Raw genomic sequence first — 16,218 nt, 5'->3', positions numbered from 1 at the left:
CTGGTCATTGAATGGTTATATCTGGACATTCCTGAATGACACCCGACCTGCGTCTGCTGATCCTGCCTTTACCGGAGTTCGCCTTGCTGCCGTTCGGCGCGTTCCTCGACAAGCTGCGCTTCTCCGCCGACGACGAGGACTACAGCCGTCAGCGCTATTGCCGTTGGACCGTGCTCGGGCTGGACCGGGAGCCGGTGGTTTCCAGCAGCGCAGCGATTGTCCAGGTCGAGGCAACCCCTGCGCAGATCCGCTGGGGCGACTACGACCACCTGGTGCTGTTCGGCGGGCGCAACGCCAGTGCCACGGCGGCCTTGGCACCGCGCTACAAGGCCCTTTTGAAGCAGGCGAGCAAGGCCGGGGTGAAGCTGGTGTGTGTCGACAACGCGGCCTTCCTGTTGGCGGCCTGCGGCCTGCTGGACGGTCATCAGGTGGTGGTGCACTGGCGCCATGAAGCGGAGTTTCGCCTGGCCTTTCCCCGCGTGCGCCTGTTGACCGGGCAGCTGTTCTGCTTCGACGGTGAGCGCATCACCTGTGCCGGCGGCACGGCGGCCATCGACCTGGCGGTGGAGCTGATCGCCCGCGCCAGTGGCCGTGCCCGGGCGCTGAAGGGCCTGGCCGACATGCTGGTGGACGAAAGCCGGGACAGCCAGCACGCCTTGCGTTCGCTGGAGGCCGGCGCCGGGCAGGCACGCCAGGTGCAGCGGGCCACGGCGCTGATGCGCCATCACCTGGCGACGCAGCTGCCGGTGGAGGTATTGGCGGCAGAACTGGGCATCAGCCGGCGCCAGCTCGACCGCCAGTTCCAGGCTTGTCATGGCATGAGCGCCAAGGCCTGGTGGCAGGAGCTACGCCTGCAGCAGGCGCGCTGGCGCTTGCTCAACTCCAGCCACAGCCTGGCGCAGATCGCCGATGAAGTGGGGATGGGGGATGCCAGCTACCTGGGCAAGTGGGTGCGACGGCGGTTTGGTTGCACGGCGCTGGCGTTACGCAGGTCCGAGCTGGACTCATCGCGGGGCAAGCCCGCTCCCACGCCTTGACCCGCAGCGTGGGAGCGGGCTAGCCCCGCGATGCAGGTTTACTGCGGCGTACCGAACAACCCCGTCCAGTAGATCCCGGCATCGCTCTTCGGATCCACCGCATACGCCGCTCCCAGTTCACGGAAGTCCGGGTTCATCAGGGTGGCGCAGTGCCCTGGGCTGGCCAGCCAGCCATCGACCACCTTGCGCGCGGTGTCGCGCCCGGCGGCGATGTTTTCGCCGATCTGCCGGTACAGGTAGCCGGCCAGCTCCGCCCGGTCGCCCGGAGTACGGCCATCGTGGTCGAGATGGTCGAAGAAGTTCTGGTTGGCCATGGCCCGGGTGTGGTTGGCGGCCACACCCGCCAGGGTGGCGTTCCAGGCCAGCGCGGGGGCGGCGGCGAACGGCTGGCCGCCGCACTGGCGGGGCAGCTGGCGTGCGGCGTTGATCTCCTGCAGCAGCTTCTGGCCTTCGGCCTGCCAGTCGCCCAGGCGGGCACTGAGCAGCGGCCGGGCCAGGACGATGCGCCAGTCTCGGCCCTCCTGGCTGACGCCGATGTCGACGAACTGCGGGTCGAGCACCACTTGGCAGAAGCTCTCCTCGATGGCCTTCATCGCCGCCTGGGCGTCCCGCGGGCCGGACAGGCTGATGGCCTGGACATTGACCATCGGGTAGGCGGCGCGGGTCATGGCCTGCTGCAGGTCGCGGGTGCCTTCGGGCGACAGCGCCAGGCGGGTGTCGCTGTTGAGCGGCGGCAGCTCCAGCGAGGCTTCGCCACCACAGCGCTGGGCTTGGCTGCGGTAGACGTTGATCGTATCGATCAGTTGCGCCTCTTCACCGGTGAAGGCCTGGGCGCTGGTCGCGGCGAGCAGGCCCAGCGTCAGGCCGATGAGGCAGGCAACGGATGGGACGCGCATGTGGATCTCCCTGTAACTGGCAGCGTCTGGATCTGCGCTGCCCATCCTACACAACGGCAAGGCTTTTGGCCTGGCCATGTGCAGCGTGAAAAAGCGGGCCTTGGCAATCGAATGCGGTTGGCAAAAGAGGGAGTAGACCGCCGGTCGGCAAAAAAGTGCGATCGTTGTTGGCGCGCTATCGCTTGAAGGTACGGAAGAAGGTTGTGACCCTGCGGTCAACAGGGAGAACCGGCCGTATCACCGGCACCCTGTTGATCAGCAGGGGTTGCTGCGTGCCTACCAGAGTGCCACCGCGGCAGCTCCAACAACCCGGCCGAACACCGCCAGCGCCGTGTCCACGTCCGCCTCGCTGGTGTAGCGCCCGAGGCTCAGGCGCACGCTGTTGCGCGCCTGGCGCTCGTCGAGGCCGAGGGCCAGCAGCACGTGGGACGCCGCGTTGCTTGCCGAGTTGCAGGCCGAGGTGGTGGACAGCGCCAACTCGCCGGCCAGTGCCAGGCTGTTGAAGCCCTTGGCGTCGATGCACAGGTTGAGGGTGTGGGGAATGCGCTGCACCGCGCAGCCGTTGAGCGTGACCCCAGGCAGGGCCAGCAGACCGTCGCGCAGGCGTCGGGCGAGCTGCTCCAGGCGCTGGTATTCGGCCTCGCCGGGTTGGCCGGCCAACTCGAACGCGCTGCCCATGCCGACGATCTGGTGGGTGGCCAGGGTGCCGGAGCGCAGGCCGCGCTCATGGCCGCCACCGTGCATCTGCGCACGCATGGCCGGGCGGGCGCGGGCGCCGACGTAGAGGGCGCCGATGCCCTTGGGGCCATAGACCTTGTGCGCCGAGAACGACATCAGGTCGACGGCCTGGTGCGCCAGGTCGATGCGGACCTTGCCCACCGCCTGCGCCGCGTCCACATGCAACAGGGCGCCATGGTCGCGGACCAGCTCGCCGATGCGGGCGAAGTCGGTCACGGTGCCCAGTTCGTTGTTCACCGCCATCAGCGACACCAAGCGCGTATCCGGGTGCAGCGCGGCCTGCACGGCTTCGGCCTGGATCAGGCCATGGGCGTCCGGCGCCAGGCGGGTCACCGTCCAGCCCTGGCGCTCCAGTTCGGCGGCGGTGTCGAGGATGGCCTTGTGTTCGAGCTGGCTGGTCAGCAGGTGGCCCGGCTGCGCGAAGCCCTGGGCGATACCCTTGAGTGCCAGGTTGTTGGATTCGGTGGCGCCGGAGGTCCAGACCAGATCATCGGGCTGGGCGCCTACGCGCTCGGCCACCTGGCGGCGGGCCTGCTCGACGGCCTCGCGGGCGGCCTGGCCATGGAAGTGGCCGCTGGAGGCGGGGTTGCCGAAGTTGGCTTCGCGGCCCAGGCAGGTGAGCATGGCAGCGATGACCTGGTCATCGACCGGAGTGGTGGCGGCGTAATCGAAGTAGAGCGGGGTGCTGGGCATGATCGCGGGCGGGTCCGTGCGTGGACGCCGCCTGTCGGCATCCATGGACATCATCCTAGGCAATTGCCGATATGAATGTTTTTCCTTTTTCCCGTATCAAGGCGATACTCGAAAAAAATTCTATGCTTTTTCGCTATGTACTTAGAATATTTTTCTTGCGAGGGTCAGAGCCATTGCCACGGTGCCTGCTTGGTGATCATCACCAGCACGATCAGGAACATGCCGGCAAACCCCGCCACCCCCATCCACAGCCAGGGGCGGTACAGCCGCTGATAGTCTTCACCCAGCGCGGTGTCATGCTTGACGGCCTGGGCAGCAAGGCGCTGCATGCGCGTCTGCAACAGCAGCACCGGCAGCCACAGGGCGCCCACCGTGAAGAAGATCAGCAGCGCGCCCTGCAGCCAGTCGGCGGACCACGGCATGCCGGTCATGCTGACCATGGCGTAGCCGGTCAGCAACTGCAGGACCCCGGCGGGCGTGGTGATCCAGGCATCGAAGCGCACCACCATCCTCGCCACGGCGGCAATCACCCGTGGATCGCGGCTGCGGTTCGCGGCGATCAGGTACAGGTACGAGCCCATGCCAAAACCGAACAGGAACACCGCGGCGATCACATGCAGGTACTTGAGCAGCAGGTAGCTCATCTCAGCCTCGCCCGTGCTGGAAGCTGACGCTGTAGCGCACCTTGTCCGGTTCGCCGATGGCCGCCAGGTACTGCTCGACACTGATCTCGCCGACGCAGGGGCGGGCGCCCGGGGCCGGGGTGTAGCCCTCGATCACCCTGGCCATCAGCGCCACCGCCGCGCAGCTGGGGATTTCCGGGCCCTTGTCGTCACTGGCGCTGACTTGGGCCTGCAGGCGCAGTGGCTGGCCCTGCATGTCCAGGCCGCGGACATCCAGGTACATCGCACTCATGCCATCGCCAAAGCGCTCGAAATGGCCGCCCAGGCGATGCAGGCGCCGCGCCCAGGGCAGCGGGTCGCGCACCAGGCCGTGCTTGACCAGCAACGCCAGCGCGGCATTGGCCAGGCCGCCGGCCATGAGCCCGGAGCCTGCCTTGAATGCAAGGTCACGGGCGCCGTAGCGCTCGGCGAAGATGTCCATGTCCGGCACATCGACGTTGTTCAACAGGCGCCAGCCCAGGCCGGGCAGGTGACGCAGTTGCAGGCCGAGCCAGCCGTCCACGGCGTGCGGGCGCCCGTCGCGCCACTGGCGGATCGGCCGGCCAGCGTAGGCCAGCACGCCTTCGATGGTGGACAGGCCGGGCATCTTCGCCGAGGAGGAAATACCGTGCTCGATGCGCTCGATGCGGCTGAAGTGATGGCGCTGCTCGTCGAGGATCGCCGACGACAGGCTGGGCACCGAGCTGCAGCCGCTGAGCAGCGCGACATTGGCCGCTCGGGCGCGGGCGTCCAGGCGCTCGATGCCGTTGACGAACACCCGGCAGTCGGAGAGGTCGCAATAGTTGGCGCCCGCCTCGATGCAGGCCTCGGCCACGCTGTAGGGCTGGCCCTGGAAGGGGCCGCCGGTGTGGATCACCCAGTCGATGCGCAGCGCGCGCAGGGCGTCGGCAAAACCGGGAGCCATGGCGTCGCCGCACCAGCGTTCGCTGCCACTAAGCTGTGTGGCCAGTTGGGCAAGGCTGTTGGCGTTACGGCCGGCGATCACCAGTTGCACGGCGGGCATCTGCTGCAGGTGGCGGCAGATGATCCGGCCGAAGTTGCCGTAGGCGCCGATCACCAGGATTGTGCGGGACATGCGGGGGTCCTTGTGCATGTGTCGGGAGGTTCACGCGTTCCCTGTGTAGGAGCGGCCTCGTGTCGCGAAAGGGCCGCGCAGCGGCCCCAGCGATATTTGCATCAACACTGAGATCCTGGGGCTGCCATGCAGCCCTTTCGCGACACGAGGCCGCTCCTACAGGGGTAGTGCAGGGCTGGCGTCAGCCCTCGTAGCCCAGGTTCGGCGCCAGCCAGCGCTCGCTGACGCTGATGTCCTGGCCCTTGCGGGCGCTGTACTGCTCGATCTGGTCCTTGTCCACCTTGCCCACGGCGAAGTACTGCGCCTGCGGGTGGGCGAAGTACCAGCCGCTGACCGCCGCCGCCGGGAACATGGCGAAGTGCTCGGTGAGGAACACGCCGCTCGGACCAGTTTCGCCGATGGCGGTGCCGTCGAGCAGGCGGAACAGGGTTTCCTTCTCGGTGTGGTCCGGGCAGGCCGGGTAGCCAGGCGCCGGGCGGATGCCGCTGTACTGCTCCTTGATCAGCGCCTCGTTGTCCAGGTGCTCGTCCTTGGCATAACCCCAGTGCTCCTTGCGCACCTGCTCGTGCAGCCACTCGGCGCAGGCTTCGGCCAGGCGGTCGGCCAGGGCCTTGACCATGATCGAGCTGTAGTCGTCGCCCTTGTCCTGGTAGGCCTTGGCCACTTCCTCGGCGCCGATGCCGGCGGTGGTGATGAAACCGCCGACATAGTCGGTCACGCCGCTGTCCTTCGGCGCGACGAAGTCGGCCAGGGACCAGTTCGGCTTGCCGTCGGGCTTGATGGTCTGCTGGCGCAGGTGGTGCAGGGTGGCCAGAGTGTCACCGTTGTCGCCGTACACTTCGATGTCGTCGTGTTCGACCTGGTTGGCCGGCCAGAAGCCGAACACCGCGCGGGCGCTGATCAGCTTTTCGTCGATCAGCTTGTCGAGCATCTCGCGGGCGTCCTTGTACAGCGCCGTGGCGGCCTCGCCGACCACTTCGTCGGTGAGGATGCGTGGGAACTTGCCGGCCAGGTCCCAGGAGATGAAGAACGGCGTCCAGTCGATGTACTTGGCCAGGGTGCGCAGGTCGATGTCCTCCAGCACCTTGACGCCGGTGAAGGAGGGCACCGCGGCCTGGTAGGCGGCCCAGTCGTACTGTGGCTTGGCGGCGATGGCCTGGGCGTAGCTCAGGCGCTCTGTGCGGGCACTGCGGTTGGCGGTGCGCTCGCGCACCTCGACGTATTCCTGGCGGGTCTTCTCGACGAAGCCGCTCTTGAGTTCCTTGGACAGCAACTGGGTGGCCACGCCCACCGCGCGCGAGGCGTCGGTGACATAGACCACGGCGTCGTTGGCGTACTTGGGCTCGATCTTCACCGCCGTGTGCGCCTTGGAGGTGGTGGCACCACCGATCATCAGCGGCAGGTGGAAGTCCTGGCGCTGCATCTCGCGGGCGACGTGGACCATCTCGTCCAGCGACGGAGTGATCAGGCCGGACAGGCCGATGATGTCGCATTTCTGCTCGCGGGCGGTTTGCAGGATCTTCTCGGCCGGGACCATCACGCCCATGTCGACGATGTCATAGCCGTTGCAACCGAGCACCACGCCGACGATGTTCTTGCCGATGTCATGCACGTCGCCCTTGACCGTGGCCATGAGGATCTTGCCCTTGGCCTCGGGCTTGTCGCCTTTCTCGGCCTCGATGAATGGGATCAGGTGGGCCACGGCCTGCTTCATCACCCGGGCGGATTTCACCACCTGGGGCAGGAACATCTTGCCGGCGCCGAACAGGTCGCCGACCACGTTCATGCCGCTCATCAGCGGGCCTTCGATGACTTCGATCGGGCGCGCCGACTGTTGGCGGCACTCTTCGGTGTCTTCAACGATGTAGGCGGTGATGCCCTTGACCAGCGCATGCTCGAGGCGCTTGTCCACCGGCATCGAGCGCCATTCTTCGTTCTCGACTTCCTTGGTGGCGCCGCCGCCCTTGTAGTCGTCGGCAATCGCCAGCAGGGCGTCGGTGCCGTGCGGGGTGCGGTTGAGCACCACGTCCTCGACCTTCTCGCGCAGGGCGGCGGGGATTTCGTCGTAGATCTCCAGCTGGCCGGCGTTGACGATACCCATGGTCAGGCCGTTCTGGATCGCGTGGTAGAGGAACACCGAGTGGATCGCCTCGCGCACCGGGTTGTTGCCGCGGAACGAGAACGACACGTTGGACACGCCGCCCGAACTCAGGGCATACGGCAGGTGGTCGCGGATGTAGGCGCAGGCCTCGATGAAGTCGACGGCGTAGTTGTTGTGCTCGTCGATGCCGGTGGCGACGGCGAAGATGTTCGGGTCGAAGATGATGTCTTCCGGCGGGAAGCCCACCTCGTTGACCAGGATGTCGTAGCTGCGCTGGCAGATCTCTTTCTTGCGCGCGGCGGTGTCGGCCTGGCCGACCTCATCGAAGGCCATCACCACCACGGCGGCGCCGTAGCGCTTGCACAGGCGGGCGTGGTGCTTGAACTGCTCGACGCCTTCCTTCATCGAGATCGAGTTGACGATGCCCTTGCCCTGAATGCACTTCAGGCCCGCCTCGATCACCTCCCACTTGGAGGAGTCGATCATGATCGGCACCCGGGAGATGTCCGGCTCGCCGGCGATCAGGTTGAGGAAGCGGACCATGGCGGCCTGGGAGTCGAGCATCCCTTCGTCCATGTTGATGTCGATCACCTGGGCCCCGGCCTCGACCTGCTGCAGGGCGACTTCCAGGGCCTCGGTGTAGTTCTCCTCGCGAATCAGCCGGGCGAACTTGGCGGAGCCGGTGATGTTGGTGCGCTCGCCGACGTTGACGAACAGCGACTGGCGATCGATGGTGAACGGCTCCAGGCCCGACAGGCGGCAGGCCTTGGGGATGTCCGGAATCGCGCGCGGCTTGTACTTGGCGACCGCCTCGGCGATGGCCTGGATGTGCGGCGGGGTGGTGCCGCAGCAGCCGCCGATGATGTTGAGGAAGCCGCTGGCGGCGAACTCCTCGACCACCGCGGCCATTTCCGCCGGGGTCTCGTCGTATTCGCCGAAGGCGTTGGGCAGGCCGGCGTTGGGGTGGGCGGACACATGGGTGTCGGCCTTGGTCGCCAGCTCTTCCAGGTAAGGGCGCAGGTCCTTGGCGCCGAGGGCGCAGTTCAGGCCGACGGAGATCGGCTTGGCGTGGCGTACCGAGTTCCAGAAGGCTTCGGTGGTCTGGCCCGACAGGGTGCGGCCGGACGCGTCGGTGATGGTGCCGGAAATCATGATCGGCAGTTCGACGTCGTCCTCTTCGAACACCTGCTGCACGGCGAAGATCGCCGCCTTGGCGTTGAGGGTGTCGAAGATGGTCTCGATCAGGATCAGGTCGGCGCCGCCCTCGATCAGGCCACGGGTGGCCTCGATGTAGTTCGCTACCAGTTCGTCGAAGGTGACGTTGCGATAGCCCGGGTCGTTAACGTCGGGGGAGATCGAGCAGGTGCGGCTGGTCGGGCCGAGCACGCCGGCGACGAAGCGTGGCTTGTCCGGGGTCTCGAGGGTCTTGGCGTCGGCCACCTGGCGGGCGACGCGCGCGCCCTCGACGTTGAGCTCATAGACCAGCGCCTCCATGCCGTAGTCGGCCTGGGAAATCTGCGTGGCGTTGAAGGTGTTGGTCTCGAGGATATCGGCGCCGGCGTCCAGGTAGGCCTTCTCGATTGCGGCGATGACATCCGGGCGGCTGAGCAGCAGCAAGTCGTTGTTGCCCTTAACATCGCTTGGCCAATCGGCGAAGCGCGTGCCACGATAGTCGTGTTCCTCGAGGCGGTAACTCTGGATCATAGTACCCATGCCGCCGTCGAGGATCAGGATGCGCTCTTTGAGTGCTTTCTGGAGTGCTTGGTAACGAGCGCTGCGGTCGGACATAGGAACTACCTGGTCGGGCGAATATCAGAAGGTGCCGAATAATAACAAAGCTGCACGGATTTTAGGCGTATCGCCCATTTGCATGAATTTCCCTCATGTTGGCGCGGCGCCCCCCAACACCTCAGGACCCGCCAGGCACATCGTGATGGCTTTCAAGAACCAGGACATTCGGCACATGTTGCATCGCATACTTGCCAGCGCCTTCGCCCTGCTCCTCAGTGGCGCGGCGTTCGGGCAGGCCCCCCAATCGAGCCCGACGATTTCATATACCCGGGATATCCAACCGATCTTCACCGAGAAGTGCGTGGCCTGCCACGCCTGCAACGATGCAGCCTGCCAACTCAACCTGGGCAGCGCCGAGGGCGCCGAGCGCGGCGCTTCCAAGGTGCCGGTCTACCAAGGCGAACGCAGCCAGGCGGTGCCCACCACGCGGCTGTTCTACGATGCCCGCGACGAAGCCGGCTGGCGCAAGCAGGGTTTCTACTCGGTGCTGGACAAGCAGGGCAGTCAGGCGGCGTTGATGGCGCGCATGCTCGAACTGGGCCACAAGACCCCGCTCACGCCCAATGCCAAGCTGCCCGAAGAGATCGTCCTGGGGCTCAACCGCAACAACATGTGCCCGCTGCCCCACGAGTTCGACGCCTACGCCGGCGCCCACCCGAAAGAGGGCATGCCGCTGGCGGTCACCGGCCTGACCGACCAGGAGTATCAGACCCTGCAGCGTTGGTTGGCAGCCGGGGCTCCGGTCGAAAAGACGCCAATCCAGCCCAGCGCGGTCGAGGCGAAGCAGATCGCCGACTGGGAAGAGCTGCTCAACCGCCCGGGCTCTACCGAGGCGCTGGTCGGCCGCTGGCTGTACGAGCACCTGTTCCTCGCGCACATCCACTTCGTCGGCGGTGAGCCCGGACACTTCTTCCAATGGGTGCGCTCGCGCACGCCGAGTGGCCAGCCGGTGGACCTGATCGCCACCCGCCGGCCCAACGACCCGCCGGGCACCGATTTCTACTACCGGCTGATTCCGGTGCAGGGCGTGATCGTCCACAAGACCCACATCACTTACCCGATGGGGCCGCAGAAGCTCAAGCGGGTCAAGCAGCTGTTCTACAGCGGCGACTGGCATGCCTCGTCGCTGCCCGGCTATGGCCCGCGCCACCGCGCCAACCCGTTCGAGACCTTCGAGGCGATCCCGGCGGTGGCCCGCTACCAGTTCATGCTGGACAACGCCGAGTACTTCGTCCGCACCTTCATTCGCGGCCCGGTGTGCCGCGGGCAGATCGCCACCGACGTGATCCGCGACAACTTCTGGGCGCTGTTCCAGGAGCCGGCCCACGACCTGTACATCACCGACGCCAAGTACCGGGGCGAGGCCACGCCGTTGCTTGCGATGCCCGGGCAGATCGATGACGTTGGCAGCGTGCTGAGCCTGTGGCACGCCTACCGCGACAAGCGCAACGAGTACGAGGCGCTGCGTCGCGAAGCCTATGCCGAGCAGCCGGCGCCAAGCTGGTCGACCCTGTGGGCCGGCAACGACAACGCACTGCTGAGCATTTTCCGCCACTTCGACAGCGCCTCGGTGACCAAGGGCCTGATCGGTGACGTGCCGCTGACCATGTGGCTGTTCGACTACCCGCTGTTCGAGCGCACCTACTACCAGCTGGCGGTGAACTTCGATGTGTTCGGCAATGTCTCGCACCAGTTGCAGACACGGCTGTACTTCGACCTGATCCGCAACGGCGCCGAGATCAACTTCCTGCGCCTGATGCCTGCGGGCAAGCGTGGCGAGATCCTCGGCGACTGGTACCAGAACAGCGGCAAGGTGAAGATGTGGATGGACTACGAGGACATCGACACCAGCACTCCGAGCGCGCTGAAATTGGACAAGCACGATCCCAAGCGCGACTTCGGCCTCAAGCTGCTGCAACGCACCGGCAGCCTGAACGCCGCGCCGGATCCGATCAACCGCTGCCAGGGCGCCTATTGCTCGCGGTCCGGCCTGCCCACGGAGTTCCGTGACGCCGAGCAGTCGCTGAGCCGCCTGGTGTCGCGCCCGGCGGCAGGGCTCAAGGTGATCGGGCAACTGCCCGAGGCGACCATGCTGCGCATCGAAGGGCAGGGCGGCCAGCGCCAGGTCTACAGCCTGCTGCGCAATCGCGCGCACAGCAACGTGGCGTTCCTGCTTGGCGAGGCCTACCGTTACCAGCCGGGGCTGGACACGTTGACCCTGTACCCGGGCGTGCTCAGCAGCTATCCCAACTTCATCTTCAACATCCCGGTGGCCGATGTGCCGGAGTTCGTCGAGGACATGGAGGCGGCGCGGGACGACACGGCCAAGTTCGAGCGCATCGTCATGCGCTGGGGCGTTCGCCGCAGCCACCCCGAGTTCTGGCGCTACTTCCATGACCTGAACAGCTACATCAAGGAAACCGAGCCGGTAGAGGCCGGCGTGCTGGACATGAACCGCTACGAGAACCTCTGATCGGTTGGCCTGATCTTTTCGGCACCCATGCGGTCGGAATCGATGGGTAGGCCCTGGCGCTGCTTTGCAGCCCATCGCCGGCAAGCCGGCTCCCACAGACGTGCGCTATCCCAGTGGGAGCCGACTTGCCGGCGAAACGAGCGCGAAGCGCTCGCCGGGCCTCAATGCATCGACGATCGCAGGGTTTTTCATGCTGTACTCGCTTCAGGCTCTCCGGGCATTCGCCGCCTGGGTGGTGGTCTGCCACCACTTCATGCAGATCTTCTTCGACTTCAACGCTACCGGCCCTGTCGGCCAACTGCTCGCCGATCGCGGCGCGGTAGGGGTGGACATTTTCTTCGTCATCAGCGGCCTGGTGATCTACCTTTCGACCCGCGACAAGGACATCGCGCCCGCGCAGTTCCTGCTCAATCGCGTCCTGCGCATCGTGCCTGCCTACTGGTTCTACACCCTGCTGATGGCCGCGCTGATGCTGGTCGCCAGCCGCTGGATGCCGCACCAGGTGTTCGAATGGCAGCACCTGCTGCTGTCGCTGCTGTTCATCCCGGCAGAGAATCCGGGCGGCTACGGCCTGTACCCGACCCTCAACGTCGGCTGGACGCTGAACTTCGAGATGTTCTTCTACCTGCTGTTCGGCCTGGCGTTCCTGGTGCGCCAGCGTCATCACCTGCTGCTGGTGACGGGGGCGCTGCTGCTGGTCAGCGAGGTGCTGGCCCGCCTCGGCGTGCTCAGCCGCTTCTACAGCAACGACATCGTCTACGAGTTCCTGCTGGGCATCGGCCTGGGCGTGCTGTGCCGCCGCGGGCTGATTCGCCAGGGCCTGTGGCTGCCATTGGGGCTGCTGGGTGTGGCGGGGTATGCGCTGTATCACCTGGACGCCTCGCAACGCCTGTTGCACTGGGGCCTGCCCAGCGCCCTGGTGGTACTGGCGTTCATCGCCCTGGAGCGCTACTTCAAGGGCAACCGGGTGCTCAAGGCGCTGGGCGATTGCTCCTATTCGGTGTACCTGGTGCATGTGCTGGTGCTGTACGGCGGGCTGTTCGCCAGCGAACACCTGCACTTGAACCCGTACCTGGTATTCGCCTTGTGCGTACCGTCAATCGGACTAATGTCGTGGCTTAGTTACCACTGGCTGGAGCGTGGCCTGTACGGGCGGCTCAAGGCCGGATTCGCGGGGCGTGGCGCCGTGGAGCCTGCGCTGGTGCTATCCCGAGTCAAATACTAGGACTTTGTTCGAGGGCCGGGTTGGCGTACACTGCTGGCAAGTCTGTGAGGAACTTCCATGAGCGCTATAACCATTACCGACGCCGCCCATGATTACCTGGCCGATCTGCTCTCCAAGCAGAACACGCCTGGCATCGGCATCCGTATCTTCATCACCCAGCCGGGCACCACCTACGCCGAGACCTGCATCGCCTACTGCAAGCCAGGCGAGGAGAAGCCCGACGACCAGCCGGTGGGCCTGAAGAGCTTCACCGCCTACCTCGACGCGGTCAGCGTGCCGTTCCTCGAGGACGCGCTGGTCGATTACGCCACCGACCGCATGGGCGGCCAGCTGACCATCAAGGCGCCGAACGCCAAGGTGCCGATGGTCAACGAAGACAGCCCGATCAACGAGCGTATCAACTACTACCTGCAGACCGAGATCAACCCCGGCCTGGCCAGCCACGGCGGCGCCGTGAGCCTGGTGGACGTGGTCGACGACGGCATCGCCGTGCTGCAGTTCGGCGGCGGCTGCCAGGGCTGCGGCCAGGCCGACGTGACGTTGAAGGAAGGCATCGAGCGTACCCTGCTCGAGCGCATTCCGGAGCTCAAGGGCGTACGTGACGTGACCGACCACAGCCAGAAGGAAAACGCCTACTACTAAGGCGTCTTTCCAATCGCGGGGCAAGCCCGCTCCCACGCCTAGGGCATACCTGGGGCACAGCGTGGGAGCGGGCTTGCCCCGCGATGCTTTTCAGGTGTGTGCATTGACCCCTAGCAACAAAGTGTTACGGATTCAACCCCTGCGACAACCGGTCGCGCCCCGTAAACAAAGGGCTGCAGCCCGATTGGTCGGATGTCGGGTGGATGGTGCGGGGGGAGCGTGACAGAATGCCCCGGTTTTCTGGCCGGCCCATCCCAGGGGTCGGCACCTTCCCTGTAAAGGATGGTTCCATGAATGATCTGTTGACCCGGCGCGCGGTTGTCGCCGGGATGGGCGTACTGGGGCTTGGCCTGCTGGCGGGTTGCAACCCGGCCCGGGGTCTGGATTTCAAGTACGGCAAGAACATGAGCAACGAGATCCTAGGGCGCAAATTCAAGCTCAAGGACACTCAAGGCAACGAGCGCACCCTGTCGAGCTTCTACGGCTCGATGCCGATGATCTTCTTCGGCTTCACCCAGTGCCCGGCGGTCTGCCCGACCGCGCTGGCGCGGATCGTCCAGATCAGGAAGATCCTCAGGGGCCGTGACCGCGAGCTGTTCCAGCCGGTATTCATCACCCTGGACCCGGAGCGCGACACCCCCGAAGTGCTCGACGCCTACGCCAAGGCCTTCGACCCGTCGATCGTCGCCCTGACCGGCACCCCCGAGGAAATCGCCGAGGTGGCCCGCGAGTTCAAGGTGTTCTACGAAAAGGTCCCGGCCGGCGACACCTATACCATCTCTCACTCATCCACCAGCTACGTCTACGATACGCGTGGCACCCTGCGCCTGAGCCTGGGCCATTCCCTGAATGCCAAGGAATGCGCCGAAGATCTGGTCACCCTGATGGAGATCTGCTGAATGTCGATGCAACCGATCAAACGCGGCCTGGCCGCCCTGGCCCTGCTGGGCATGGCCCTGCCGGCTTTCGCCCAGACCACCGTGAGCGACGCCTGGGTCCGCGCCAGCGTGCCGCACCAGCAGTCGACCGGCGCCTTCATGACCCTGACCGCCAGCAGCGACAGCAAGCTGGTGAGCGTCGCCTCGCCCGTGGCCAAGACCGTGCAGGTGCACGAGATGACCATGAACGGCGATGTGATGGGCATGCGTGAAGTGAAGGCGGTCGATCTGCCGGCGGGCAAGGCGGTGAAGTTGGACCCGAACGGCTACCACGTGATGCTGATGGGCCTGAACCAGCAGGTGAAGGAAGGCGAGCAGGTGCCGCTGACCCTGACCATCGAGGATGCCAAGGGCGCCAAGGAAACCCTGCAGGTGCAGGCGCCGGTGCGTGCGCTCAACGCCGAGGCTGGCGGCGGGCATGACCATATGCACATGAACCACTGATACAGCCACCATCGCGGGTCAAGCCCGCTTCCACGCGATCGGTGGGAGCGGGCTTGACCCGCGATGGTTTTCGGCGGTCAGCTACGAAAACGTGGCAGCGGCCGCTCGATGTTCAGCGAAGTCAGGGTCTTGCGCACTTGCGCATCCTCGGCCTCCAGCGCCTTCAGGCTGGCGCGGATCTTCCCGGCGGCAGGCACATCGCCCTGGCGGTCGATCCAGTCGGCGATCTCCTTGCAGGCACTGCTCAGGCAGGCCTGGCGCTGGCTCATCAGCGACAGGAGCGTGGTGATTTCTCGTTCGGACATGACGCGATCCTCCATTCAGCCCCTTGAGTGTAGCAGCGCCCGGCCAGGCTGCTCGTAGCCGATGGCCAGTGCCCAGGCCGCCATCGCACAGACAAACAGCGTCCCCCCCATAGCCTGGCAAGCACCCGCCAGCAGTAGTCCCGCTCCGATCTGCAGGTAGTAGAACAAGCCGAACAACGCACCCGCCGTGCCACGGCAGTCGGCGTAGTCGACCAGCGCCGAGCCCAGCACCAGCGGAATCGCCATGGCGAAGGCGAACATCACCAAGGCCATGGCCAGCACCGTCCACAGGCTGTCGCCCAGCCCCAACAGTGCCAGCGCCGCCAGCAGGTCGAGCAGGCACGCCAGGCGCAACAGGCACGCCATGGCCACCCCGCGTTGCAGCAACCATGCATTGAGGCGCGCGCCCAGCAGCGAGCCGAGCGCCAGCGCCGCGCCGGAGTAGCCCATCCACGGGCTGGCACCGAGGCGCTCGAAAACAAACGGCGCCAAGCTGTACCAACTGAACACACTGATGTTGAACACCGCCACCAGGGCGCTGGCCAACAGCACACGACGGTCACGCAGCAGGCGCCGCAGCACCTGACCGAACGCGGGCGTTGCCTGCGTGGCGGGGCGTGTCTCGGGCAGTCCACGCCAGCTCCAGCCCAGCAGCAGCGCGGCCATCAGCAACTGGCTGGCGAGTACGCCGTGATAGCCGAACAGCCGGTCCAGCCAGGCGCCGCTCATCAGCCCCAGCGCTGGACTGAGCGCCAGGCATACGCCGATCAACGAGAACACCCGGGCCAGATCAGGGCCGGCATGGCGATCGCGCAGGACGGTCTGGGTCACCACGGAGCCCACCGCTGCGGCGAACGCCGCCACGATCCGCGCCAGCAGCAGTTGGCTGAAGTCGGTCGCCAGCAGCGCTGCCAGTGCTGCACCAGCGTAGAGCTGCAGCCCGGCAAGCATGGTCGGGCGCCGCCCCCACAGGTCGCAGGCACGCCCCCAGGCCAGCACCCCGGCGGCAAAGGCGAAAAAATACAGCGACAGGGTCAGCGAAGCCTGGGCAGGGCTGACGGCGAATGCTTCGGCCAAGGAGACCAGGGCAGGGCTGTAGAGGGTTTCGGCAACCTGAGGAAACATCAGCAGGGCGGTGGCCAGGGCCAACCAGGAACGGGAAAGCATGGGAGTGAAT

Annotated in this window: 13 protein-coding genes; 6 read left to right on the top strand and 7 right to left on the bottom strand. The window is 65.9% G+C overall.

What is annotated here, in order from left to right:
* The first annotated feature begins 35 nt into the window (after positions 1–35).
* The gene (locus tag K5H97_RS16185; RefSeq protein ID WP_051555677.1) at positions 36–1,037 is read left to right on the top strand and encodes a GlxA family transcriptional regulator; all 1,002 of its coding nucleotides are present in this window, start codon (positions 36–38) and stop codon (positions 1,035–1,037) included.
* A gap of 38 nt (positions 1,038–1,075) precedes the next feature.
* Here K5H97_RS16185 and K5H97_RS16180 read toward each other — a convergent pair whose 3' ends face one another.
* The 5 genes from K5H97_RS16180 to metH all read right to left on the bottom strand — a co-directional run bounded on the left by K5H97_RS16180 (position 1,076) and on the right by metH (position 9,011).
* Positions 1,076–1,933, bottom strand: coding sequence for a CAP domain-containing protein (locus tag K5H97_RS16180; RefSeq protein ID WP_028690712.1), 858 nt, complete (start codon positions 1,931–1,933; stop codon positions 1,076–1,078).
* Between the two features lie 276 nt (positions 1,934–2,209).
* Positions 2,210–3,364: a cysteine desulfurase family protein gene (locus K5H97_RS16175; RefSeq protein WP_028690713.1), complete on the bottom strand. Its 1,155-nt coding sequence runs from the start codon at positions 3,362–3,364 to the stop codon at positions 2,210–2,212.
* 164 nt (positions 3,365–3,528) lie between these two features.
* Positions 3,529–4,008, bottom strand: a complete 480-nt coding sequence (locus tag K5H97_RS16170) for a DUF2269 family protein (RefSeq protein WP_028690714.1) — start codon at positions 4,006–4,008, stop codon at positions 3,529–3,531.
* A gap of 1 nt (position 4,009) precedes the next feature.
* Entirely contained in the window at positions 4,010–5,122 is a 1,113-nt protein-coding gene (locus tag K5H97_RS16165) for a saccharopine dehydrogenase family protein (protein WP_028690715.1), read from the bottom strand.
* Between the two features lie 181 nt (positions 5,123–5,303).
* A complete protein-coding gene (metH, locus tag K5H97_RS16160) occupies positions 5,304–9,011 on the bottom strand; it encodes a methionine synthase (protein ID WP_028690716.1) in 3,708 nt (1,235 codons plus the stop codon).
* Positions 9,012–9,186: 175 nt separating this feature from the next.
* On the opposite strand from metH, the gene K5H97_RS16155 reads away from it, so the two are divergent.
* The 5 genes from K5H97_RS16155 to K5H97_RS16135 all read left to right on the top strand — a co-directional run bounded on the left by K5H97_RS16155 (position 9,187) and on the right by K5H97_RS16135 (position 14,736).
* Positions 9,187–11,487, top strand: a complete 2,301-nt coding sequence (locus K5H97_RS16155) for a fatty acid cis/trans isomerase (protein WP_028690717.1) — start codon at positions 9,187–9,189, stop codon at positions 11,485–11,487.
* Positions 11,488–11,677: 190 nt separating this feature from the next.
* The gene (locus tag K5H97_RS16150; RefSeq protein WP_028690718.1) at positions 11,678–12,712 is read left to right on the top strand and encodes an acyltransferase family protein; all 1,035 of its coding nucleotides are present in this window, start codon (positions 11,678–11,680) and stop codon (positions 12,710–12,712) included.
* Between the two features lie 57 nt (positions 12,713–12,769).
* Entirely contained in the window at positions 12,770–13,354 is a 585-nt protein-coding gene (nfuA, locus tag K5H97_RS16145; protein WP_023630602.1) for a Fe-S biogenesis protein NfuA, read from the top strand.
* 290 nt (positions 13,355–13,644) lie between these two features.
* Positions 13,645–14,253, top strand: a complete 609-nt coding sequence (locus tag K5H97_RS16140) for an SCO family protein (protein ID WP_028690719.1) — start codon at positions 13,645–13,647, stop codon at positions 14,251–14,253.
* Complete coding sequence (locus K5H97_RS16135) at positions 14,254–14,736, top strand: copper chaperone PCu(A)C (RefSeq protein WP_028690720.1); 483 nt, start codon at positions 14,254–14,256, stop codon at positions 14,734–14,736.
* A gap of 77 nt (positions 14,737–14,813) precedes the next feature.
* On the opposite strand, the gene K5H97_RS16130 is transcribed toward K5H97_RS16135, so the two are convergent.
* Complete coding sequence (locus K5H97_RS16130; RefSeq protein WP_023630605.1) at positions 14,814–15,041, bottom strand: hypothetical protein; 228 nt, start codon at positions 15,039–15,041, stop codon at positions 14,814–14,816.
* Positions 15,042–15,056: 15 nt separating this feature from the next.
* Positions 15,057–16,208, bottom strand: a complete 1,152-nt coding sequence (locus tag K5H97_RS16125) for an MFS transporter (RefSeq protein WP_028690721.1) — start codon at positions 16,206–16,208, stop codon at positions 15,057–15,059.
* Positions 16,209–16,218 lie beyond the last annotated feature (10 nt).

Origin of the sequence: Pseudomonas mosselii (assembly GCF_019823065.1) — a bacterium.
GTDB classification, from domain to species: Bacteria; Pseudomonadota; Gammaproteobacteria; order Pseudomonadales; family Pseudomonadaceae; genus Aquipseudomonas; species Aquipseudomonas mosselii.
The sequence above is the reverse complement of the archived record's forward strand: the minus strand, read 5'-3'. Positions and strand labels throughout refer to the sequence as shown.

Bases quoted from the DNA above. Each gene is read 5' to 3' on its own strand.
- K5H97_RS16180 (WP_028690712.1), bottom strand. From the start codon at position 1,933: ATGCGCGTCCCATCCGTTGCCTGCCTCATCGGCCTGACGCTGGGCCTG.
- nfuA (WP_023630602.1), top strand. From the start codon at position 12,770: ATGAGCGCTATAACCATTACCGACGCCGCCCATGATTACCTGGCCGAT.
- K5H97_RS16140 (WP_028690719.1), top strand. From the start codon at position 13,645: ATGAATGATCTGTTGACCCGGCGCGCGGTTGTCGCCGGGATGGGCGTA.
- K5H97_RS16130 (WP_023630605.1), bottom strand. From the start codon at position 15,041: ATGTCCGAACGAGAAATCACCACGCTCCTGTCGCTGATGAGCCAGCGC.
- K5H97_RS16125 (WP_028690721.1), bottom strand. From the start codon at position 16,208: ATGCTTTCCCGTTCCTGGTTGGCCCTGGCCACCGCCCTGCTGATGTTT.
- K5H97_RS16165 (WP_028690715.1), bottom strand. From the start codon at position 5,122: ATGTCCCGCACAATCCTGGTGATCGGCGCCTACGGCAACTTCGGCCGG.
- K5H97_RS16170 (WP_028690714.1), bottom strand. From the start codon at position 4,008: ATGAGCTACCTGCTGCTCAAGTACCTGCATGTGATCGCCGCGGTGTTC.
- K5H97_RS16185 (WP_051555677.1), top strand. From the start codon at position 36: ATGACACCCGACCTGCGTCTGCTGATCCTGCCTTTACCGGAGTTCGCC.
- K5H97_RS16155 (WP_028690717.1), top strand. From the start codon at position 9,187: ATGTTGCATCGCATACTTGCCAGCGCCTTCGCCCTGCTCCTCAGTGGC.
- K5H97_RS16150 (WP_028690718.1), top strand. From the start codon at position 11,678: ATGCTGTACTCGCTTCAGGCTCTCCGGGCATTCGCCGCCTGGGTGGTG.
- metH (WP_028690716.1), bottom strand. From the start codon at position 9,011: ATGTCCGACCGCAGCGCTCGTTACCAAGCACTCCAGAAAGCACTCAAA.
- K5H97_RS16175 (WP_028690713.1), bottom strand. From the start codon at position 3,364: ATGCCCAGCACCCCGCTCTACTTCGATTACGCCGCCACCACTCCGGTC.
- K5H97_RS16135 (WP_028690720.1), top strand. From the start codon at position 14,254: ATGTCGATGCAACCGATCAAACGCGGCCTGGCCGCCCTGGCCCTGCTG.